This is a genomic window from Devosia riboflavina (genome assembly GCF_000743575.1).
In the GTDB taxonomy this organism is placed as follows: domain Bacteria; phylum Pseudomonadota; class Alphaproteobacteria; order Rhizobiales; family Devosiaceae; genus Devosia; species Devosia riboflavina.
On sequence record NZ_JQGC01000015.1, the window covers coordinates 198,604 to 219,927 of the forward strand.

Below are 21,324 nucleotides of genomic sequence, written 5' to 3' on the forward strand. Positions count from 1 at the left end.
TTTTTGGCCCTCACGGCAGTGTGTTCGCCTAGTGGCGGAAGTGGCGCATGCCGGTCATCACCATGGCGATGCCGGCAGCATCGGCGGCAGCGATGACTTCGTCGTCGCGCATCGAGCCGCCCGGCTGGATCACGGCCGTGGCGCCAGCGGCGACCAGAGCCTCAAGACCATCGGCGAAGGGGAAGAAGGCGTCGGAGGCGACGACCGAACCAATGGTGAGAGCGCCTTCGATACCGGCGGCTTCAGCGGCATCGATCGACTTGCGATGGGCAACGCGGGCGGAGTCGACGCGGCTCATCTGGCCCGCGCCAATACCGGCAGTGGCGCCGTCCTTCACATAGATGATGGCATTGGACTTGACGTGTTTTGCCACTTTCGCCGCGAGTTTCAGGTCAGCCAGTTCGGCCTCCGTCGGCGCGCGCTTGGTGACGACCTTCAGTTCGCAGTCATCGACATTGCGATTGTCGCGGCTCTGGACCAGCAGACCACCGGCCACGGATTTGACCTGCAGGCCCTCGGCCTTCGGATCAGCAAGACCCCCCGTGAGGAGAAGACGCAGGTTCTTCTTGGCGGCAATGATTTCCTGGGCCTCTGGCGTGGCCGAGGGGGCAACGATCACCTCGGTAAAAACCTTAACGATCTCGGTGGCCGTCTCGGCGTCAATCTCGCGATTGGTGGCGACGATGCCGCCGAAGGCCGAAACTGGATCGGTGCGCAGGGCCTTCTTGTAGGCCTCGGTCAGGTTGGCACCTGTGGCGACGCCGCAGGGATTGGCGTGCTTGATGATGGCGACAGCAGCAACCTCGGCGGGGTCGAATTCGGAGACCAGTTCGAAAGCAGCGTCGGTGTCGTTGATATTGTTGTAGGAGAGTGTCTTGCCCTGCACCTGCGATGCGGTGGCGACGCCCGGACGGTTCTCGCCCGTGCCGTAAAAGGCCGCCCACTGGTGCGGGTTTTCGCCATAGCGCATGACTTCGCGCAGGGTGCCGGCAAAGCTGCGATAATTCACGTCGGCAAAGTCGATCTCTTTGGCAAACCAGGCTGAAATCGCGCTGTCATAGGCCGCGGTGCGGGCATAGGCCTTTGCCGCAAGCTTCTGGCGCAGTTCGTAGGGAATGCCGCCATTGCGGATGGCTTCCAGGATTGCCGGATAGTCGGCCGGGTCGACGACGACGGTCACATAGGCATGGTTCTTGGCCGCCGAGCGCACCATGGCGGGGCCGCCAATGTCGATGTTCTCGATGATGTCGTCATAGCTGGCGCCTGAGGCGACGGTCTTTTCAAACGGATAGAGATTGACGGCGACGAGGTCGATGGGGCCGATCTCATGTTCGTCCATTGAGGCCTTGTGCTCGGGATTGTCGCGCACCGAGAGGAGGCCACCATGCACTTTTGGGTGCAGCGTCTTCACGCGGCCATCCATCATTTCGGGAAAGCCGGTCAGGTCCGAAATCTCGCGCACCGGCAGGCCGGTTTCGGCGATGAGCTTGTGGGTGCCGCCGGTCGAGACCAGCTCTACCCCAGCCTCTGAAAGCCCGCGGGCAAAATCCGCCATTCCCGATTTGTCGAATACCGAAAGCAGTGCCCGCCCGACCGTGACCGTCTTGCCCATGAGTTTTTGCTCGCATTGGAGGAGATTTCGCGGCTCCGCTAGCACGAACGGGCCGCGGAGTCCAAGCTCAACCGTGTTCGCGCGTCAGGATCCAGCCGACTTCCACACCGGGCTCGAGTTCGGCTTCGAGCACGAGCTGGATGGTGCGGTTGAAGCCGAGATAGGCCGATTGGCGGACGCTGTCGTCCTGGCGCAGGGTCGCGCCTTCCCAAAGGAAGCTCCAGACCTCGCCATTGGGCAGTGTCAACCGACGCATGCCTTCGCCGACAGGTGCCTGGACGGAAATGCCGGGCGCTAAATGGAAGCGAATGGACAATTGGCCGTTGGGCGTGCCTTCGGCGACAACCCGATCCTGGCCGACAAGCGTTGTGCCGTCACCAAGGAGGGTCAGCCGCCGCTCGATCTCGGCGCCAAAGCGGGTCGCATAACCGATGGAGGAAACGGCCAGCATGTGCTCGGCCGGCACCAGTTCCATATCCGGCACGGCGGGCGGTTTTGCGCGAAAACCCTTTGGCGGCACAAAGGCGTCTTCGTCCTCGATAGTGGGCGAGGAATGGGCGATGGCCTGGCGGAAGAGATCACGCGTTTCCGGCATGTCGGCCGGCGCAGGGCCGCAGGAGCCGAGGATCAGCTCGCTGCCATGCGAAAATTCGAATGCCAGCGCGCCAGCATGAGCTTCGGCATCAAAACCTGGCTCAGGGCGCAAGCCTGAATCGGCGATGACGACGGCGCGGCCGCTGCGCAGGATGCCGTAGCCGCCCAAAATGCGCGACCGCCGGGCCGGGGTCGGCGCATTGGCCTGCACGGCCACCAGCACGTCATGCGGAACCTGTCCGCAGCCGTTGAAATAGGCGAGTTCGCCGCTCGAAAGGGTGACAGCGTCGAGCGCTTCATGCATCCGGTCGATGCGATTGGAGAGCGAGGCAAAGGTCGGGCTGCCATGGCGATTGGCGGCCTGGCGCAGGCTCGAAAGTTCGACGAGCAGATTGAGCTGGATGCGCGGATTGCGGCTCTTGTGAAGGCCCTCTTCATCGAGCTGTTCGGCGAGAGCCGCATCAAGCTGCACGAGGCGCGCTTCGACATCGGCTGAATCTTCGGGCTCGCAGAGCTCGGCGCCCAGAATGCCGATGGCGGCAAAGAGCCGATCTACCGGGTCAGTCGCCAGTTTTCCACGCACGCGAAGACTTTGCACCTGCGTTCCGAGGCTGCGCTGTATGGTTTTTGCCTGATCAGGCGTCGCGCCATCGAGCAGCAGCGGCAGGTGGCGCAGCCAGTTGAGAACGCGTTGGCCGGTCAGCGGCAGCGACCAGCTTTCCGTGTCGAACTTTCCTTCGCGTCCTATCCAATCGAGCACCAGCGTGCGCGCAAAGAGCTTTTCGCCGGGATCGCGGACATCGCGGAAGTGGCGGAGCCAGGAAAAACTCTGCAGATTGTTCCACCAGTCGGGGAAATCGACATCGACGGAAAATGGCGAGGTGCCGCCAGTTTCGATGAGTTTTGAGGCGAGGAGATAGCGCCCCGACATCATTTCGCGGACCGCATCTCTGTCGGTGGGGCGGAATTCGGGCAGCTCGCCCTTGTAGCCTTGCTCGGCAAGGCCCTGCCAGGTCCAGCGGGTGAAGCGCGAGGTGACGATGGCATCGGCAAGGCGCAATCCGAAGCGCCGCGAGGTCGCACCGAACCGCCCGCTCAACGTCTGCCTCCGCGCGAAAACCCTACGCGGGCAGGTCGATCGCTGCCCTCAAAACCCACTGAAAATGAACCTTCCAAGACGCGGCACCGGCCGCTCGATGTTGAAGCGTCTAGTGAATTTGCCGTGATTTGCCCAGCCGGGGATAGATTTCTTGCTGGAAAACTTCGTCGCCCACAGACTTAGCTCGCCCGACGAAAACGCGCCACAAAGAAACCATCCATGCCACCGTCGACGCCATTCGGCGCCATCGAGGGTAGAGTGCGAACGAGGCCGCCCGACGTGACAGCGCCTTCAAGGCCGGGCAGTTCCGTTGGAGCAACCGGGTGAAGTTCGAGGTTGTGGAACGCTTTAAGGGCCCAATCCACGATAGCCTCGCCTTCTTCGGGCTCAAGCGAACAGACGCAATAAACGAGGCTGCCACCGGGCGCGAGGTTCTTCACGGCGCGGGCGAAAATGCCCTGCTGCAGTTTTACGCGGCCTTCGATATCGGCAGCATTGCGGTGCCAGAGAACTTCGGGGTGTCGGCGGAAGGTGCCCGTGGCCGAACAGGGGGCATCAAGCAGAATACCGTCGAATGGTTCGGCTGCGATGTAACTCGTCGCGTCAGCTTCAATCACGGTCGGTTCGTAGCCCAAGCGCTGCATATTGGCCTTGAGGCGTTCAAGGCGGCTGCCGTCGCTGTCGAGCGCGGTTACGACATAACCGGCCTTGGAAAGCTGGGCCGTCTTGCCGCCGGGTGCGGCGCAGAGATCGAGTACATTGCCGCCGGCCTTGGCGGTGAGAAGGCGGGCGGGCAGGGCGGAGGAGACATCCTGCACCCACCAGCGGCCGTCGTCATAAAAGGGCAGGGCGTCGACCGGGCGGTCGCGCGTTTCGACGCGAATGGAATCAGCGATCAGCTTCTCGCCGCCGAGGGCTTCGACCAGCGCGGGATCTTCATCCTTGAGGGTGATGTCGAGCGGGGCGCCATCGACGAGACCATCGACAAAGCGCGCAACGGCGTCGGCGCCATAGGCAGTCTCCCACTTCCGGCGGAAAATATCGGGGAGGAGAGTGTCGTCCTCGAGGAGGCCATAGCGGGCCGAATTGGCCTGGGCGCGACGCAGCACGGCATTCATCAGACCAGAAAGGTGCCGCGCCTTGGCGTCGCGCTTGGTGGCTTCGACGGCGAGGAACAGGGCGCTGTGGGCGCCGATGTCGGGCAGGAAAACCAGTTGCGCTAGGGACAGGCGCAGCACGGCTTCAAAAGTGCCCGATTTTGCCGGCATGCCCTTGTCGAGCAGTTCTGCGATCATCAGGTTGATCTGGCCCTGGCGACGGAGGGCGGTGTTGATTAGGCGGTTGGCGAGCGAGCGATCGCGGCCATCGGGCAGTTCGGCCGCCGACAGGGGCGCAAAATGTTCACCGCCCAGAATGGCGCGGAGCCTCTGGGCGGCAATGAGACGCAGGCCAAGGCCAGCCGGATCGTTCTTCTTATTCAATCAGCACTCTCTCTGCGTCGCTGAACGGAAAACCGCTAGTCCCTTTTCCGCGCGACGCATCTTATCCCCATGGACCGCGCACGCCGCTATCGTCTTCGCCACGGCCTGCGCTCGGCACCCGCCAGCCGCCGCCGGTATCGCGGCCGCTGGAAGCGGGCTGCGGGCGAGGCGCGGGTCTGCGGCCCTTATCGTCCACGCGCATCTCGCCCGCAAGCCTCTGCAAGGCGGCGATACGATTGCCGGTATCGGGGTGGGTGGAAAAGAGATTGTCCATCCGGGCGCCCGAGAGCGGGTTGATGATGTACATATGCGCCATGGCCGGGTTGCGCTCGGCCGCGACATTGACCTGACGGCCGGCAAGCACAGCGATCTTGTTGAGCGCCGAGGCGAGAGCGAGCGGATCGCCGGAGATTTCGGCGCCGTCCTTGTCGGCCTCATATTCGCGGGTTCGGCTGACGGCCATCTGCACCATCATGGCGGCGACGGGGGCAAGGAAAACCATCAGCAGCGCGCCGATGCCGCCCAGCGGATTGTCGCGGTTATTGCCGCCGCCGAAGAACAGGCCGAACTGGGCGAGGGCCGAAACGGCACCGGCAAGCGTCGCCGTGATGGTCATGGTCAGCGTGTCGCGCGAGCGGATATGGGCGAGTTCGTGCGCCACGACGCCTGCGACTTCGCGGGTATCGAGCTGTCGAAGCAGGCCGGTCGAAACGGCAACGGCGGCATTGTTCGGGTCGCGGCCGGTCGCAAAGGCATTGGGCTGGTCGGACTGGATGACATAGACGGCCGGCGTCGGGATGCCGGCGCGCCGGGAGAGCGTTTCGACCATGTCATAGAGTTCGGGCGCCTGGCTCTGGGCCACGGGCACGGCGTTCTGCATCCTCAAGACAAGCTTGTCCGAATTCCAGTAGGCAAAAAGATTGGTGCCGGCGGCAAACAGCAGGGCAATCATCATGCCGCCGGTGCCGCCGATGAAATAGCCCACCACCATGAACAAGGCGGTCATGGCCGCGATCAGAACAAAGGTGCGAAAGGCGTTGAACATCAAAACCCCTTGGGTTGGTATCTTCGAACAATTATGTTGTGTGGCGAAGCGTTCCCTGCAAGCGCATGACCATATTGTAATGCGAACCCGACCATGACCGATAGCACTACGCCGGAAGACATTCCGGCAGAAGCCGAACCCAAAATTCTCACCCCCGCCGCCCAGCGCGCCCTCGCCGAAGCCCAAGCGCGCCGCAACGAGATCGACGCGGCGACTGCCATGGCGCCGAAGGAAAAGGGCGGCCGCGGTGGCCTGGAGCCCGGCCGCTATGGCGACTGGGAGATCAAGGGTCTCACCAGCGATTTTTGAAGGACGCTATGGCGCCATAGGTTTTGCTCCCGCGAGCTGGCGCTGCGGGATTGTCTTTGGTGGACGGACCCCGGAGCGGCATTCGCCTCGAAGTATTTCAGTATGTGAAGCGGATACCGCTCCGGAGTGCCCTCTTTTCGGGCGGGAACTATCGGCGACTTTTGATCGCTCGTCGCAAGCGGCCAGCCCCGAACGTGCATGGGAGACGATCCCCTGCCGGGCCCCCTCGCTACTGTCGTCTGCAGACCGTCCATGCGAGGTTGGATGGGGCTATTATGGGGGCATAATTCGGGGCGGGGATAAGATGGATAAGTCTTCTACGTCTGCCGATCACCCCCACACGCCTCATCGCCATCCATAATTTAGCTCTGCTCACGTCAACACAGCCGCGCGTCCCGCGAACATGTTGTGCGATATACGAACAAAGTGCGGTATTCGCCAAAAACGCCGGATCGATCCCGGAAACGTCTTTGATTTCGTAACAATTGGCGAGTAGTAATCTCGAACTATTCCAAACTGGACGCCTTTCCCTAGCGTCCTCAGGCCCCCCGGAAAGTCCCATGTCGGTCAGAGCCCGCCCTACGTCTCCGCACCTCCAGATTTATCGCTGGACGATCACGATGGCCATGTCGATCATCCATCGCGCCACCGGCATTGCCAATTATGCCGGCATGGCGCTCTTGGCGATCTGGCTGGTTGCCGCTGCCGCCGATCAGGAAGCGCTCAATCTTGTCAACCTCGTCTATGGTAGCTGGTTCGGCCAACTCGTGCTCTTCGGCTTCACCTGGAGCCTCGTGCATCACATGCTCGGTGGCCTGCGCCACTGGGTCTGGGATTTTGCCGCGATGATGGAGCCCGGTCAGCGCGAATTGATGGCCTGGGCCACGCTCGCTGCCTCGGTGGTCATCACCCTTCTTATCTGGACCGTCTTTGTGTGGATGGCTTGAACATGCGTGAAACCGTCATCACTCCCGCTTCGATCGCCAATCCCAAGACCCACTATGGCGATGCCAAGGCTTCGACGCGCCACTTTATTACGCAGCGCGTGACCGGCCTGATCAACGTCCTCTTCCTTGGGCTCCTGCTGTTCATCGTCGTGCGTCTTGCCGGGCAAGACCGCGCCGACATGGTTTCGGTCATCGGCAATTTCTGGATCGGTGTGCCGCTCGCGCTGCTGATCGCCATTGCGGCCGTGCACATGCGCAACGGCATGCGCGATACGCTCGAAGATTACTTCGCCGGCTCCATGTATCGCCTGACCATGCTGCTCAACACGCTCTTCTGCCTGATCGTCGGCCTCGCCGGCGCCGGCGCTGTGCTTAAAATCGTCTTCTGGGGTTGATCGAAATGGCCAATTACGAACTGATCGACCATGAATTCGACGTGGTGGTGGTTGGCGCTGGCGGCGCCGGCCTCCGCGCCACCCTCGGCATGGCCGAGCAGGGTTTTAATACCGCCTGCATCACCAAGGTTTTTCCCACGCGCTCGCATACCGTGGCAGCCCAGGGCGGCATTGCCGCTTCGCTGCAGAACATGGGTCCCGATAGCTGGCAGTGGCACATGTACGACACCGTAAAAGGGTCGGACTGGCTGGGCGACAACGACGCCATGGAATATCTGGCGCGCGAGGCCCCGGCTGCCATTTATGAGCTTGAGCACTACGGCGTGCCGTTCAGCCGTACGCAGGACGGCAAAATCTACCAGCGCCCCTTCGGCGGCCATATGACGGAATTCGGCGATGGCCCCCCGGTGCAGCGCACCTGCGCCGCCGCCGACCGCACCGGCCACGCCATTCTCCACACGCTCTATGGCCAATCGGTCAAGAACGACGCGCAGTTCTTCATCGAGTATTTTGCGCTCGACCTGATCATGGGCGAAAATGGCGAGTGCCAGGGCGTCATCGCCTGGAAGCTCGACGACGGCACGCTGCATCGTTTCCGCGCCAAGATGGTGGTGCTGGCAACCGGCGGCTATGGCCGTTCCTATTTCTCGGCGACTTCGGCCCATACCTGCACCGGCGACGGCAATGGCATGGTCGCCCGCGCCGGCCTGCCGCTGCAGGATATGGAATTCGTGCAGTTCCACCCCACCGGCATCTATGGCGCCGGCGTTCTCATCACCGAGGGCGCGCGCGGCGAGGGCGGCTACCTCACCAATTCCGAGGGCGAGCGTTTCATGGAGCGCTATGCGCCCAACGCCAAGGATCTCGCCTCGCGCGACGTCGTCTCGCGCTGCATGACGCTCGAAATCCGCGAAGGCCGCGGCGTCGGTCCCAACAAGGACCATATCTACCTGCACCTCGATCATCTTGATCCAAAAGTGCTGCACGAGCGCCTGCCGGGCATCACCGAATCGGCCAAGATCTTTGCCGGTGTTGACCTCACCCGCGAGCCGATCCCGGTGCTGCCGACCGTGCACTATAATATGGGCGGCATCCCCGCGAACTATCACGGCGAAGTTCTCAACCCCACGCCGGACGACCCCAACCGCATCGTGCCGGGCCTGATGGCCGTGGGCGAAGCTGCCTGCGCCTCGGTGCATGGCGCCAATCGCCTCGGTTCCAATTCCCTCACGGACCTCGTGGTCTTTGGCCGCGCCGCCGCCATCCGTGCCGGCAAGGTGATGGACAAGTCGGCGCCAATCCCCGGCATCAATGCCGCTTCGGACGCAAAAATCCTTGCCCGCTTTGATCGCCTGCGCAATGCCAATGGCTCCCAGCCCACGGCAAAGCTGCGCGACGAGATGCAGCGCACCATGCAGGCCGATGCCGCCGTGTTCCGCACCGACGCTTCGCTCAAGAGCGGCGTCAAGGCGATGAGCGAGATCTATTCGCGCCTCCACGATGTGAAGGTGACCGATCGCTCGCTGATCTGGAATTCGGACCTCGTCGAAACCCTCGAACTCGAAAACCTCATGGCCTGCGCCATGGCGACGGTGGTTTCGGCAGAAGCCCGCCACGAATCGCGTGGCGCCCACGCGCATGAGGATTTCCCGAGCCGCGATGACGTCGAATGGCGCAAGCACACGCTGGCGCTGGTCGATATCGACACCGGCAAGGTCGAGCTCTCCTATCGTCCGGTGATTGTCGACCCGCTGACCCCCTATGACCAGGGCGGCATCGACCTCAAGAAGATCGCGCCCAAGGCGCGCGTTTACTGAGGACAGAAAGCATGTGCGAGCAGTGCCAGGCTTCTGACCATGAAGACGACCGCGACGCGCTCGCGGCCGCTTTCTATTCAAGCTATGGCAAGGCGGCGGCAAAACCGCTTCCCAAGGAGCATGGGCCGCTCGATCGCAAGGCGTCGCCCGATGTGGCGGCGCCGGCAAAGAAGGTTGCGCCATGATCCGACTGCTTCTCACTTCTGCTGCAGTTTTGGCGCTGGCCGGTTGTTCGACTGGTTCGTTTTCGATGGCTTCCAATGCGCCTCCGGCGACCGGCATGTATGGCCAGACCCAGCAGACGGCATTCGGCAGCAACGGCGTCGCTACCACCAATAGCCAGGTCGATCCGGTAACCGGCCAGCGCGTCGTCACCGGGGGCAGTTTCTCGGTCGGCAATGCGCCTGCGTCCCCGGCCATGACCAATGCCATGATCGGTAATTGGACGCTCTCGGACAGCTATGCCCGCAATTGCACCCTGTCCTTCAGTGTCACGCCGCTGGCCGGTACGTCGGGCGCATTGCAGGCCAACCAGACCGGTTTCTGTTCCAATGAATTTTCAGCCCTTGCCGGCTGGATGGTCGCCGGCAACGGCGTCGTCCTGACCGATGCTTCGGGCCAGTTGCGCGGCCAGCTCGTCGCGGACAATGCCGGGGCGTATCTCGGCACCGTCAACACCATGTTCGGCCCGACAACGGTCAAACTCAGCCGGGGCGGGGTTTAGCCATGAGCGGTCTGGCCGGATATTCTGGTACGCCACTGGCGCAGAAGTTGGGTCTGAAGGACGAGTTCCGCGCCCTCTTCATCGACCTGCCGGTCTCCCTTGTCGATCTCACGGCGTCCCGCACTTTTGCCGAATCATCGCGCATCACGCTCGACCAGCTCGGCGATATCAAGCAGGGCTACAATTTCATCCACCTCTTCACCGCCAGCCGCGCCGTGCTCGAAAAGTTGGCGCAGCCGCTGATGGGGCTCATTGCCCGCGACGGGATGATCTGGGTGAGTTGGCCGAAAAAGGCCAGCAAGGTGCCGACTGACATTACCGAAGACACCATTCGCGAGATCGTCCTGCCGCTTGGCCTTGTCGACGTAAAAGTCTGCGCGGTGGACGAGATCTGGTCCGGCCTCAAGCTCGTCATCCGGAAGGGTGCGCGATGAATTTTCACACGCTCCATGGAGTGAGCATGCACAAGCTGATCCGGGCCTTGCCGATCCTTTTTGCCGGCGCGCTGCCCGCTTTCGCCGCGGCGCCCACTGCGGCGCAGAAGGAAGAGTTTTATTCGGTCTGCATGGGCATTGCCCAGGACGCGACGCTCTGCGGCTGCAAGGCCGATGCGGCCATGACGCTGATCGACGAGAGGTTCATGGGCGTCGTCATCGCCTCGATGAAGGGCGGCTCGCCCGCTGCCGGGGAATACGACGCCTACAATACCTACGTCGCCAAATCGAACCAGGTCTGCAAGCCGAACTACTGAGTTCTGAGCGACACATGAATTTGCGCCGGGTTGAGCGGCGCTTACGAAGGAAGAGTTGAGAAAATGGCCGAACTGACTTTGCGCAAGGCCGACCAGCCGCAAAAGGGCAAGACCTGGGCTAAGCCGGAGGGCGCCACACGCCTCCGCGAGTTCCATATCTACCGCTACGATCCGGACAAAAACGAGAACCCGCGCATCGACACCTATTTCGTCAATCTCGACGATTGCGGCCCGATGATTCTCGACGCGCTGCTCTACATCAAGAACAAGGTCGATCCGACCCTGACCCTGCGCCGCTCCTGCCGCGAAGGCATTTGCGGCTCGTGCTCGATGAACATCAACGGGCTCAATACCCTGGCCTGCACCAAGGGCATGGATGACTCCTCGGGCCCGGTGAAGATCTACCCGCTGCCGCATATGCCGGTGGTGAAGGATCTCGTCCCGGACCTGACCAATTTCTACGCCCAGCACCGCGCCATTGAGCCGTGGCTGAAGACCACCTCGCCCACGCCGGAAAAGGAATGGACGCAGTCGGTCGAAAACCGCGCCAAGCTCGACGGCCTCTATGAGTGCATTTTGTGCGCCTGCTGCTCGACCTCGTGCCCGTCCTATTGGTGGAATGGCGAAAAGTATCTCGGCCCCGCAGCCCTCTTGCAGGCCTATCGCTGGCTGATCGACAGCCGCGACGAAACCACCAGTGAGCGCCTCGACAATCTTGAAGACCCCTTCAAGCTCTATCGCTGCCACACCATCATGAACTGCGCAAAAGTTTGCCCCAAGGGTCTCAACCCCGCCAAGGCCATCGCCCAGATCAAGAAGATGATGGTCGAGCGCAAGGCCGCTTAATTTTAGGTTTTTGTAATTTTGGGGCCCGCGGCTTCGCTGCGGGCCTTTTTGTTTGGGGGTGCGGTTCAGCCACGCTGACATCCCAGCCACCGTGGGGGAAGGCGGGGGCCGGTAGCCGCCAAAAGCAAAACGGCGGAGCATTGCCCCGCCGTTCAAATCTCTCTTTGGTCGTCATTACCGGGCTTGTCCCGGCAATCCATCTCGCCACAAGAATGGACCACCGGGTCCCCGGATCAAGTCCGAGGATGGCCCGGTGGTGACGATGGCTGAGCTCAGCCTTCAATCAGCACGATCGTACCCGCCTCATAAGCCGCACGGCAGTCGTCGGCGTCGGCGAGGCGGTCGCTGTCGAGCAGGGTCGTTGCGGTACCCGGGCCTTCGAAGCGCGGGTCGTCGCATTCGTCGTCATTGGAATAGGACGAGGAATTGTCGCCAAAGTCGATGTCCGAGCTGTCATAGGGCGCGCCGGCGGCATATTCAGGCGTATAGACGAGGCGAATGGCGATCTTGCCTTCGTCGAGCAGGGTGCGGCAGTCGGTGGCGTCGCCCATCAGGTCTTCCGAGAGCAGTTTTTTGTCGACACCGGCGCCTTCAAAGCGGAGGTCGTCGCATTCGCCATCATTGGCCCAGCGGGAAAAATCCGAGCCGAAGTCGAAGGCAGCGGCCTGCTGTTCGCCATTATAGACGGCGCGGCCCGCCTCGACGGCCTCGCGGCAGTCGGTGGCGTCCTTCTTGATGTCTTCGGCGAGCGTCGTGCTGGCAACGCCCTTACCGGTGAAGCGCGGGTCGTCGCATTCGCCGTCATTGGCCCATTCGGAGGAGTCGTTGCCGTAGTCGATCGCGGCTACGGGGTTGGAGCCGCCGTCCTTGAGGGTGACAGTGCCGGCTTCAAAGGCTGCCTGGCAGTCGGTGGCGTCCTTCATGCGGTCGGCATCGACCAGTTCGTCAGCGGCGCCCGTGCCTTCAAAGCGGGGATCATCACATTCGCCGTCCTTGGCCCATTCCGAGGAATCGTCGCCGAAATCGATGTCTTCAATGGTTGCGACTGCGGTCGAGCCGCCATCCTTGAGGGTGACGGTGCCGGCCTCGAAGGCGGCCTTACAATCGGTGGCGTCCTTCATCAGGTCGGCGTCGACAAGTTCAGTGGCCGAGCCTGCACCGGTAAAGCGCGGGTCGTCGCATTCGCCATCCTTGGCCCATTCGGAGGAATCATCGCCAAAGTCCACGGCGGCGGCGGTTGTCGTGGTCGGAATTTCTCCGCCTTCTACAAGAGTGACAGTACCGGCCTCATAAGCGGCCCTGCAATCGGTCGCGTCTTTACGGATATCGGCATCGACCAATTCGGAGGCGGAGCCTGTTCCAGTAAAGCGGGGGTCGTCGCATTCGCCGTCCTTGGCCCACTCGGAGGAATCGTCGCCAAAATCGATATCGGTGCTGGCGGCCGCCGTGGCGGTGCCGTCGTCCTTGAGGGTAACGGTGCCAGCCTCGAAGGCAGCCTTACAGTCGGTCGCGTCCTTCATCAGGTCGGCATCGACCAGTTCCGAAGCTGCGCCCTCGCCAGTGAAGCGCGGGTCGTCGCACTCCCCGTCCTTGGCCCAATCGGAGGAATCATCGCCGAAATCCACCGTCGAAGCGGCAGGTGTAGAGTGTTTCTGGGCCAGGCTTGGCATGGTCATGCCGGCCATCAAGGCGAGGCCAAGCAAGCTTCCCGCCATGACGTGACTAATCGCGCGCATCGGTTGTCCCTCCGGTTTTGCACCCTCGTTCTGCGGGGAGATTACAGCGGCTTTGCGGCAGTCCAAAGCGCAAATGCTGTCGATTATTTTGTTCGGGATCGGCTATTTCTGTCCGTGCGGGCAAAAAGCCAGGAGCCGAGGAGCACCAGGCCCGTGCCCAGCGCATGGATCCAGGTAAAGGCCTCGCCCAGAACAAAAACCGCCAGGGCGATGGTCACGATCGGCCCGAAAGACGCTGTGGACGATGTTGCCCGCGCCCCGATCCGCGCAATGCCGCCATTGAGCAGGAACGACGGCAGCACCGTGCCGAAGATGCCCAGCATCAGGCCGATGGCCCAGATATTGGGGGTGAAGGCGGCATAGGTGTCGGGGCCATCGACAACCAGGCTTTGGCCGATGGCGAGGACAGCGGCAGTCGACATGCCGACGCAGGTGAAGAGCATGGTGCCCAGCACCAGCATCTGCCGCTTGGCCAGATGCTGGTAAAAGGCGAAGGTCAGGGCCGAGCCCAGCACGAAAAGCGTGCCCGCCACCAACCCATCGGGTTCGACGCTGAGATTCCAGGCGAAGATGACCATGAGGCCGGAATAGCTCAGCAGCATGGCCGGCACGAGTTTCCAGTTCATCCGGTCGCCAAAGAACCAGACGCCGAACAGCAGCACGAAGAAGGGATAGGTGAAGAGCACCAGCCGCTCATATTGCGCCGAGACGAAATTGAGGCCGGCAAAATCGAGATAGCTCGAGAGATAATAGCCTAATGCGCCGACGCCCATGGCGCCCAACAATCGACCCGGCGTCATCAACCCGCGCAGCTTTGGGTTGCGCAGCAAAAGCATTGCCAGAATGACGAGGTAGATCGGCAGCGCCATCATCATGCGCAGGGCCAGCGTTGCCTCCACCGAGACGCCCTGGGCAAAGGCCAGCTTGATGAAAATGCCCTTGGTCGAAAACAGCGCCGCGCCGGCAAAGGCGAGGCCATAGCCGAGCATGTCGATTTTCGGCTGGGTTTGCGCTGGCGATGGGGCGGCGGTTTCTGGGGCGCTCATGGGGTTTGTTCTTTCTGGCCCCGCCCCGAAGTCTCCTGCCGGACACCGCAAGGCGCGGGCCGGGTTGCCAAATGCTGGATGTCAGCCTTCGGCCCGGACCCGTATGGGGCCGAGAAGCGAAATCAGCGAAAGCGAAATCTGCGGGCGCGAAGACATTTTTGTTCCTATAGTACCGGTGGGTACGGTTGGAAAGGCGGACTGCAGCGAATCCGTCCAGCGGCAACGCTTTAGCCGCGCGGATGCGCCTTGGCATAGCTTTCCATCAGCCGCTCGGTGTCGACCGCGGTATAGATCTGGGTCGTGGAAAGGCTCGCATGGCCCAGCAATTCCTGGATGGCACGGAGGTCGCCCCCTTTTCCGAGCAGGTGCGTGGCGAAGGAGTGTCGCAGCGCGTGCGGCGTCGCCGAGGGGGGCAGACTGAGTGCGCTGCGCAATTGCTCCATGCGCTTCTGGATCAGTCGAGCTGACAAAACTCCGCCGCGTACACCACGAAACAACGGGTCTTCAGGCCAGAGCTTGAAGGGGCTGAGTTTTAGGTATTCGTCGATGGCCTGCCGCACTGGTGTGATCAACGGCACCATGCGGATTTTGCCGCCCTTGCCGGTCACGCGCAGTACATCGCTTTCGAGATCGTCTTTGGTCAGGGCAAGGGCTTCAGAGATACGCAGGCCCGCGCCATAGCAGAGTGAAATGACGGCCATGTCGCGCGCGGCGACCCATGGCTGCTCTTCCATTTCGTCGACAGCGGCGATGGTGTTTTTCGCCTCCACCACCGTCAGCGCCTTGGGCAGCGAGCGCGGAATTTTCGGGGTGCGGATGGCGTTAAAAGCTTCTGTCGCCAGCACGCCCTCGCGCTCCAAAAAGGCAAAGAAGCTTTTGAGCGCCGAGAGCACCCGCGCCAGCGAGCGCGAGCCGAGGCTTTCCTCTCGGCGCTGCGCCATGAAGGCGCGGATGTCGGCGGCGCGCAGCTCTTTCAGCGATTGCAGCGAGATCGGGCCGCCCATGTGGCCGGCCAAAAAACTCATGAACTGGCCGAGGTCGCGCCCATAGGCTTCAAGGGTGTTGGCGGCCAGACGTTTCACCGATCCCAGTTCGCGCATCCAGAGCGCGATCTGGGACTGAACAAAGGCATCGGTGGCAAAGGCGCTGTCGGTCATGCCGGGGAGTCTACATCGGCAGGGTTACCGATCTCTAGCCTTGGTCAATAAGGCCAGCGGGCTTCGTCGGCTTGTGGCGGCAGGCCGAGGTCGGCCCGCAGGCGCGAGGGCACCGGCAGGCGGCGCGGCCGGGCAATATTGATCAGCCAGTCATAGAGGCTGGCATTGCGGGCAATGGCGACGAGATCGCCCGGGTCACGCCGATTTTCACTTCCAATCATGACGTCCTCCTGTTTTTTTCCTCCCAAGAACATTAAGTGAACGCAGTGACAGGGTCTGTCAGCATGGAGAGACGGGCCGAATCGCTTGCAATTCTCATGGGTCGATGCGAACCGAACGGGCAGAGATGCAGACGCGGATGGACATTGTAGCGGTCATGGTGGGGGTCGCCGTAGAGGGCCCCTATAGCTATCGCGTACCCGAACATATGGTGGTCGAGCGCGGCTCCATCGTCGCCGTGCCGCTCGGGCCACGGCTCACCCTCGGCGTCGTCTGGGGCGCGCCCAAGGACAATATCGCCCACAATCGCCTGCGCGACGTGGCCTATGTCTATGACGTGCCGCCGCTCTCCGAGGAATTGCTGAAACTCGTCGAATGGGTGGCGCGCTATACGATTACCGCCCCCGGCCAGGTTTTGCGCGGCGTGCTGCGCTCGCCCGAAGCGCTCGATGCGCCAAAGCCGGTTATTGCCTATCGCCGCACCGGAATCGAACCCGAAAAACTCACTCCGGCGCGCCTCCGCGTCCTCGATGCGCTGATGGACGACATGGCCTGGCCTAAGCCGGCCCTTGTTGGCGCGTCCGGTGTCTCCACTTCGGTCATAGATGGGCTAGAGCGGGCAGGGGCCCTCGAAAAACTCGAAATCCCGGCACCGCCCGTGGTCATGCCGCCTGATGCGGATGGGGCGCCATCAAAACTCAATCCTGAGCAGCAGGCGGCGCTCGACGATATTTTGGCGCTCGATCCGCACCGTTTTGGCGTCGCGCTACTCGATGGCGTCACCGGCGGCGGCAAGACCGAAGTCTTTTTCGAAGCCGTAGCCGATACGCTGCGTGAGGGACGCCAGGCGCTGATCCTGCTGCCCGAAATTGCGCTGACCAACACTTTTATTGATCGCTTCACCCGCCGTTTCGGCACCCGTCCGGCCGAATGGCATTCCGACATGACGCCGGTGCAGCGCTCAAAAGTCTGGCGCGGCGTGCTCGATGGCACCGTGCGGGCCGTGGTCGGCGCCCGTTCGGCGCTGTTTCTGCCCTTTCGCGAACTGGGCCTGTTGGTGCTCGATGAAGAGCATGACGGCGCATACAAACAGTCTGAAGGTTTTACCTATCACGCTCGCGACATGGCGGTGGTTCGCGCCCAGTTTTCGCAGGCGCGAGTGGTGCTGTCGTCCGCGACCCCGTCTGTCGAATCGCGAAACAATGCCAATCAGGGGCGCTATGCGCATGTGCGGCTCGAAAGCCGCTTTGCCGAAGCGGCCATGCCCGACATTACCGCCATCGACATGCGCATTGACGGACCGGAAAAAGGCTCCTGGATCGCGCCATTGCTCGCCCGCGAAGTCTTTGCCGCGCTCGATCGCGGCGAACAGGCGCTGCTGTTCCTCAATCGTCGCGGCTATGCCCCACTCACCCTCTGCAATGCCTGCGGCCACCAGTACAAATGCCCGGATTGCTCATCGTGGATGGTCGAGCACCGGTTCCGCGGCGTACTCATGTGCCACCATTGCGGCCACGAGGTGCGCACGCCAAAGCACTGCAGCGAATGCGGGCAGGTGGATAGTCTCGTGCCGGTCGGCCCGGGTATCGAGCGCGTCGCCGAGGAGGCGGCTGTCCGCTTCCCCAATGCCCGCCGCGTGCTTCTTTCTACCGATATGGGCAGTCACGCCCAGTTGCGCGAACGCTTTGCCGAGGTCGAGCGGGGCGAATATGATCTCATCATCGGCACGCAGCTCGTCTCAAAAGGCCATCATTTCGAAAAGCTCTCGGTCGTCGGTGTGCTCGATGCCGATCTCGGACTTGCCCATGGCGATCCGCGTGCCGCGGAGAAAACCTTCCAGATCCTAACCCAGGTTGCTGGCCGCGCCGGTCGCGCGTCTCGCCACGGCAAGGCATTCTTGCAGACCTATCATCCCGATCATCCGGTGATGAAGGCCATGGTTTCGGGCGATCGCGAGGCTTTTTATGCGCAGGAAATTCTAGCACGGGAAGCCGGCGGCATGCCGCCCTTCGGGCGTCTTGCGGCCCTCATCATCTCGGCCAATGACCACGACAATGCCACCAATTTTGCTCGCCTGCTGCTCTCGGCGGCGCCCATGGCCGAAGGCGTCAGGCTCTTTGGCCCCGCCGATGCGCCCGTCGCCATGATCCGCGGCCGGCACCGGGTGCGGCTCCTCGCGCAATCGAGCAAGGATTTTGATCTCTCCGGCTATGTCCGCTTCTGGCTTTCAAGCGCCGAAAAGCCCAAGGGTGACCTCAAAATTCAGGTCGATATCGACCCCATGAGTTTCATGTAGCCGTTCGCTCGAAAAAGCCGGTTTGTCCCCATGACAAGCCTGCGACATTTTCGCCGCAATTGAATCATGCCGCCCAGCCTTGCAAGGCCCGCTTGGCTTGTGTTAGAGCGAGCCCGACTTGAAGGGTCCGGCTAGGGGAAGTCCGACTTGGGCCCAATTTCCGGACACGTCCCAAGCGTTGAAGAAGCCGGCCTGATTTTTACTCAGGGAACGGCAACATAAGAGGGTGAAGCGACATTGGCAGCGCAGAATTCAGTGCTTACCCAGATCGCGCGGCCATATGCGTCGGCGCTGTTTGATCTCGCCCAGAGCGAGAATCAGCTGGCCTCGGTCGAAACCGGCCTTTCCGATATTTCCCGCCTGATCGGCGAAAGCGACGATTTCTCGCGCTACCTGCACTCCCCGGTGATTTCCGGCGATGTGAAGGCGGCTGCGCTCGACGCGATCCTGAATAAGGCCAAGGTCAATCCGCTGGTTGCCAATTTCCTGCGCCTCGTGGCCAAGAATGGTCGCCTCTTCGCGCTCGACAATATCATTGTCGGTTTCCGCGAACTGGCCGCTGCGGCACGCGGTGAGACCACTGCAGAAGTCACCTCGGCAGCGCCGCTCACCTCTGAGCAGGTTGCGGCCCTGAGCGATACGCTCAAGGCAAAGCTCGGGAAGACCGTTACGCTCAACCAGTTTGTCGATCCCTCGCTGATCGGCGGCCTTCAGGTGAAGGTCGGCAGCCAGATGATCGATTCTTCAATCAAGACAAAACTCGCCGCGATGAAAATCGCCATGAAAGAGGTCGGATAAATGGACATCAAAGCCGCGGAAATTTCTGCGATCCTCAAGGACCAGATCAAGAATTTCGGCCAGGAAGCCCAGGTTTCCGAAGTTGGTCAGGTGCTCTCCGTCGGTGACGGTATTGCCCGTGTTTATGGTCTCGACAAGGTGCAGGCCGGTGAGCTCGTCGAGTTCCCGGGCGGCATCAAGGGCATGGCGCTGAACCTCGAAACCGACAATGTCGGCGTCGTGATCTTCGGCAATGACCGTTCCATCAAGGAAGGCGACGTCGTCAAGCGTACCGGCGCCATCGTGGACACTCCGGTTGGTCCGGGCCTGCTCGGGCGCGTCGTTGACGGTCTCGGCAACCCGATCGACGGCAAGGGCCCGATCGTGCACACCGAACGCCGCCGCGTCGACGTCAAGGCGCCCGGCATTCTGCCGCGCAAGTCGGTGCACGAGCCGATGTCGACTGGCCTCAAGGCCATCGACGCGCTGATCCCGATCGGCCGTGGCCAGCGCGAGCTCGTCATTGGCGATCGCCAGACCGGCAAGACCGCCATCATTCTCGACACGTTCCTCAACCAGAAGCCGGCCCATGATGCCGACGCTTCGGACACCGATAAGCTGTTCTGCATCTATGTCGCTGTTGGCCAGAAGCGTTCGACCGTTGCACAGTTCGTGCGTCAGCTCGAAGAATCGGGTGCTCTCCAGTACTCGATCGTGATCGCGGCAACCGCTTCGGATCCGGCTCCGCTCCAGTACATCGCGCCGTTCACCGGCTGCGCCATCGGCGAGTGGTTCCGTGACAATGGCAAGCATGCCGTTATCGCCTATGACGATTTGACCAAGCAGGCCGTTGCCTACCGTCAGATGTCGCTGCTGCTGCGTCGTCCGCCGGGCCGCGAAGCTTACCCGGGCGACGTTTTCTACCTCCACAGCCGTCTGCTCGAACGCGCTGCAAAGATGAACGAAGACCACGGTCTTGGTTCGCTGACCGCTCTGCCGGTTATCGAAACCCAGGCAAACGACGTGTCGGCCTACATTCCGACCAACGTGATCTCGATCACCGACGGCCAGATCTTCCTTGAAACCAACCTGTTCTTCCAGGGCATCCGTCCTGCCGTGAACGTTGGTCTCTCGGTTTCGCGCGTTGGTGGCTCGGCTCAGGTCAAGGCAATGAAGCAGGTTGCCGGCTCGCTCAAGGGCGAACTGTCGCAGTACCGCGAAATGGCCGCCTTCGCCCAGTTCGGTTCGGATCTCGATGCTGCAACCCAGCGCCTCCTGAACCGTGGTGCGCGTCTCACCGAACTGCTCAAGCAGCCCCAGTTCGCTCCGCTCAAGACGGAAGAACAGGTTGCGGTGATCTTTGCCGGTGGTCAGGGCTATCTCGACACCGTTCCGGTCAACAAGGTCCAGGACTTCGAAAAGCACGTTCTCTCGAACCTGCGTTCCAAGCACGCCGACCTCTTGAAGACCATCGCTGCCGAAAAGCAGCTCAGCGACGACACCCGCGCCAAGCTGAAGTCGGCTCTTGACGATATCAAGAAGACCTACGCGGCCTGAGCCCTGAAGGAGACGACAGGCAATGCCGTCGCTAAAGGATCTTAAGAACCGGATCGACTCGGTCAAGTCGACGCAGAAGATCACCAAAGCCATGCAGATGGTCGCGGCGGCTAAGCTCCGCCGTGCCCAGGAATCTGCAGAAGCGGCCCGCCCCTATGCAGAGCGCATGGGTGCGGTGCTGGCGAGCTTGGCTGCCGTCTATGATGGCCAGTCGGATGCTCCCGTCCTCCTGGGCGGCAATGGCAAGGATCAGGTCCATCTTCTGATCGTGGCGACTGGCGAGCGTGGCCTTGCCGGTGGTTTCAACTCTTCGATCGCGCGTCTGGCGCGCGATCACGCCAACAAGCTCATCGCTGCCGGCAAGACGGTCAAGTTCCTGACCGTCGGCCGCAAGGGTCACGATATCCTCAAGCGCCAGTTCGCTGACAAGATCATCGAGACCGTCAGCTATCGCGAAGTCAAGAATATCGGCTTTGCGCAGGCCAGCGAGATCAGCCAGAAGGTCCAGGCCCTCTTTGCTGCCGGCGAATTCGACGTGGCAACCCTGTTCTATGCCAAGTTCAATTCGGTGATCAGCCAGGAGCCGACGGCCATCCAGATCATCCCGGCAAAGATCGAACGTGTCGAGGGTCAGGGCGAAGCCGCTGCCTCTACCGTGATCTACGAATACGAGCCGAGCGAAGAGGCAATCGTCGAAGACCTGCTGCCGCGCAATATCAGCGTGCAGGTGTTCCGCGCCATGCTGGAAAACAGCGCCTCGTTCTACGGTGCGCAGATGTCCGCCATGGACAATGCGACCCGTAACGCCGGCGAAATGATCGGAAAGCTGCAGCTGAGCTACAACCGCCAGCGTCAGGCCCAGATCACCAAAGAACTCATCGAAATCATTTCCGGCGCGGAAGCGCTCTAACCCATC

The 21,324-nt window shown here is 61.9% G+C and carries 21 protein-coding genes; 13 read left to right on the forward strand and 8 right to left on the reverse strand.

What is annotated here, in order from left to right; genetic code table 11:
* Positions 1-28: 28 nt before the first annotated feature.
* The 4 genes from purH to htpX all read right to left on the reverse strand — a co-directional run bounded on the left by purH (position 29) and on the right by htpX (position 5,831).
* On the reverse strand, positions 29-1,612 hold the full coding sequence (gene purH, locus JP75_RS16365) for a bifunctional phosphoribosylaminoimidazolecarboxamide formyltransferase/IMP cyclohydrolase (protein ID WP_035084964.1): 1,584 nt from the start codon (positions 1,610-1,612) through the stop codon (positions 29-31).
* Positions 1,613-1,679: 67 nt separating this feature from the next.
* Positions 1,680-3,305 carry a heparinase II/III family protein gene (locus JP75_RS16370; protein ID WP_035084966.1) on the reverse strand — a complete coding sequence of 542 codons (1,626 nt, stop codon included), beginning with the start codon at positions 3,303-3,305 and terminating at the stop codon, positions 1,680-1,682.
* Positions 3,306-3,484: 179 nt separating this feature from the next.
* The gene (locus JP75_RS16375; RefSeq protein WP_051960797.1) at positions 3,485-4,786 is read right to left on the reverse strand and encodes an RsmB/NOP family class I SAM-dependent RNA methyltransferase; all 1,302 of its coding nucleotides are present in this window, start codon (positions 4,784-4,786) and stop codon (positions 3,485-3,487) included.
* Positions 4,787-4,847: 61 nt separating this feature from the next.
* Positions 4,848-5,831: a zinc metalloprotease HtpX gene (gene htpX / locus JP75_RS16380; RefSeq protein ID WP_035084968.1), complete on the reverse strand. Its 984-nt coding sequence runs from the start codon at positions 5,829-5,831 to the stop codon at positions 4,848-4,850.
* Between the two features lie 93 nt (positions 5,832-5,924).
* Here htpX and JP75_RS16385 point away from each other — a divergent pair, with 93 nt between their 5' ends.
* The 9 genes from JP75_RS16385 to JP75_RS16420 all read left to right on the forward strand — a co-directional run bounded on the left by JP75_RS16385 (position 5,925) and on the right by JP75_RS16420 (position 11,620).
* On the forward strand, positions 5,925-6,140 hold the full coding sequence (locus JP75_RS16385; protein ID WP_035084970.1) for a DUF1674 domain-containing protein: 216 nt from the start codon (positions 5,925-5,927) through the stop codon (positions 6,138-6,140).
* A gap of 560 nt (positions 6,141-6,700) precedes the next feature.
* Complete coding sequence (gene sdhC, locus JP75_RS16390) at positions 6,701-7,087, forward strand: succinate dehydrogenase, cytochrome b556 subunit (RefSeq protein ID WP_035084972.1); 387 nt, start codon at positions 6,701-6,703, stop codon at positions 7,085-7,087.
* Between the two features lie 2 nt (positions 7,088-7,089).
* Positions 7,090-7,482, forward strand: a complete 393-nt coding sequence (sdhD, locus tag JP75_RS16395; RefSeq protein ID WP_035084974.1) for a succinate dehydrogenase, hydrophobic membrane anchor protein — start codon at positions 7,090-7,092, stop codon at positions 7,480-7,482.
* 5 nt (positions 7,483-7,487) lie between these two features.
* Positions 7,488-9,299 carry a succinate dehydrogenase flavoprotein subunit gene (gene sdhA, locus JP75_RS16400; RefSeq protein WP_051960817.1) on the forward strand — a complete coding sequence of 604 codons (1,812 nt, stop codon included), beginning with the start codon at positions 7,488-7,490 and terminating at the stop codon, positions 9,297-9,299.
* An 11-nt stretch (positions 9,300-9,310) separates the two neighbouring features.
* Complete coding sequence (locus JP75_RS26605; RefSeq protein WP_160194704.1) at positions 9,311-9,484, forward strand: hypothetical protein; 174 nt, start codon at positions 9,311-9,313, stop codon at positions 9,482-9,484.
* Positions 9,481-10,023: an AprI/Inh family metalloprotease inhibitor gene (locus JP75_RS16405; RefSeq protein ID WP_035084978.1), complete on the forward strand. Its 543-nt coding sequence runs from the start codon at positions 9,481-9,483 to the stop codon at positions 10,021-10,023. Before JP75_RS26605 ends, JP75_RS16405 begins: the two co-directional genes overlap by 4 nt.
* Before the next feature lie 2 nt (positions 10,024-10,025).
* A complete protein-coding gene (locus JP75_RS16410; protein WP_035084980.1) occupies positions 10,026-10,457 on the forward strand; it encodes a hypothetical protein in 432 nt (143 codons plus the stop codon).
* Between the two features lie 26 nt (positions 10,458-10,483).
* Positions 10,484-10,774, forward strand: a complete 291-nt coding sequence (locus JP75_RS16415; protein WP_152565877.1) for a hypothetical protein — start codon at positions 10,484-10,486, stop codon at positions 10,772-10,774.
* Positions 10,775-10,837: 63 nt separating this feature from the next.
* The gene (locus JP75_RS16420) at positions 10,838-11,620 is read left to right on the forward strand and encodes a succinate dehydrogenase iron-sulfur subunit (protein WP_035084986.1); all 783 of its coding nucleotides are present in this window, start codon (positions 10,838-10,840) and stop codon (positions 11,618-11,620) included.
* 272 nt (positions 11,621-11,892) lie between these two features.
* Here JP75_RS16420 and JP75_RS25430 read toward each other — a convergent pair whose 3' ends face one another.
* The 4 genes from JP75_RS25430 to JP75_RS26610 form a co-directional block, all read right to left on the reverse strand.
* Positions 11,893-13,356: a hypothetical protein gene (locus JP75_RS25430; protein ID WP_152565878.1), complete on the reverse strand. Its 1,464-nt coding sequence runs from the start codon at positions 13,354-13,356 to the stop codon at positions 11,893-11,895.
* A gap of 83 nt (positions 13,357-13,439) precedes the next feature.
* Positions 13,440-14,402, reverse strand: coding sequence for a DMT family transporter (locus JP75_RS16430; RefSeq protein WP_051960799.1), 963 nt, complete (start codon positions 14,400-14,402; stop codon positions 13,440-13,442).
* 227 nt (positions 14,403-14,629) lie between these two features.
* The gene (locus JP75_RS16435; RefSeq protein WP_051960800.1) at positions 14,630-15,559 is read right to left on the reverse strand and encodes a tyrosine recombinase XerC; all 930 of its coding nucleotides are present in this window, start codon (positions 15,557-15,559) and stop codon (positions 14,630-14,632) included.
* A gap of 44 nt (positions 15,560-15,603) precedes the next feature.
* The gene (locus JP75_RS26610) at positions 15,604-15,780 is read right to left on the reverse strand and encodes a hypothetical protein (RefSeq protein WP_160194705.1); all 177 of its coding nucleotides are present in this window, start codon (positions 15,778-15,780) and stop codon (positions 15,604-15,606) included.
* 125 nt (positions 15,781-15,905) lie between these two features.
* On the opposite strand from JP75_RS26610, the gene JP75_RS16440 reads away from it, so the two are divergent.
* The 4 genes from JP75_RS16440 (at position 15,906) to JP75_RS16455 (ending at position 21,318) form a co-directional block, all read left to right on the forward strand.
* The gene (locus JP75_RS16440) at positions 15,906-18,074 is read left to right on the forward strand and encodes a primosomal protein N' (RefSeq protein WP_152565879.1); all 2,169 of its coding nucleotides are present in this window, start codon (positions 15,906-15,908) and stop codon (positions 18,072-18,074) included.
* A 237-nt stretch (positions 18,075-18,311) separates the two neighbouring features.
* Positions 18,312-18,872: a F0F1 ATP synthase subunit delta gene (locus tag JP75_RS16445; protein ID WP_035084990.1), complete on the forward strand. Its 561-nt coding sequence runs from the start codon at positions 18,312-18,314 to the stop codon at positions 18,870-18,872.
* Positions 18,873-20,408, forward strand: coding sequence for a F0F1 ATP synthase subunit alpha (gene atpA, locus JP75_RS16450; RefSeq protein WP_035084993.1), 1,536 nt, complete (start codon positions 18,873-18,875; stop codon positions 20,406-20,408).
* A gap of 22 nt (positions 20,409-20,430) precedes the next feature.
* A complete protein-coding gene (locus JP75_RS16455; protein ID WP_035084995.1) occupies positions 20,431-21,318 on the forward strand; it encodes a F0F1 ATP synthase subunit gamma in 888 nt (295 codons plus the stop codon).
* Positions 21,319-21,324: the final 6 nt, after the last annotated feature.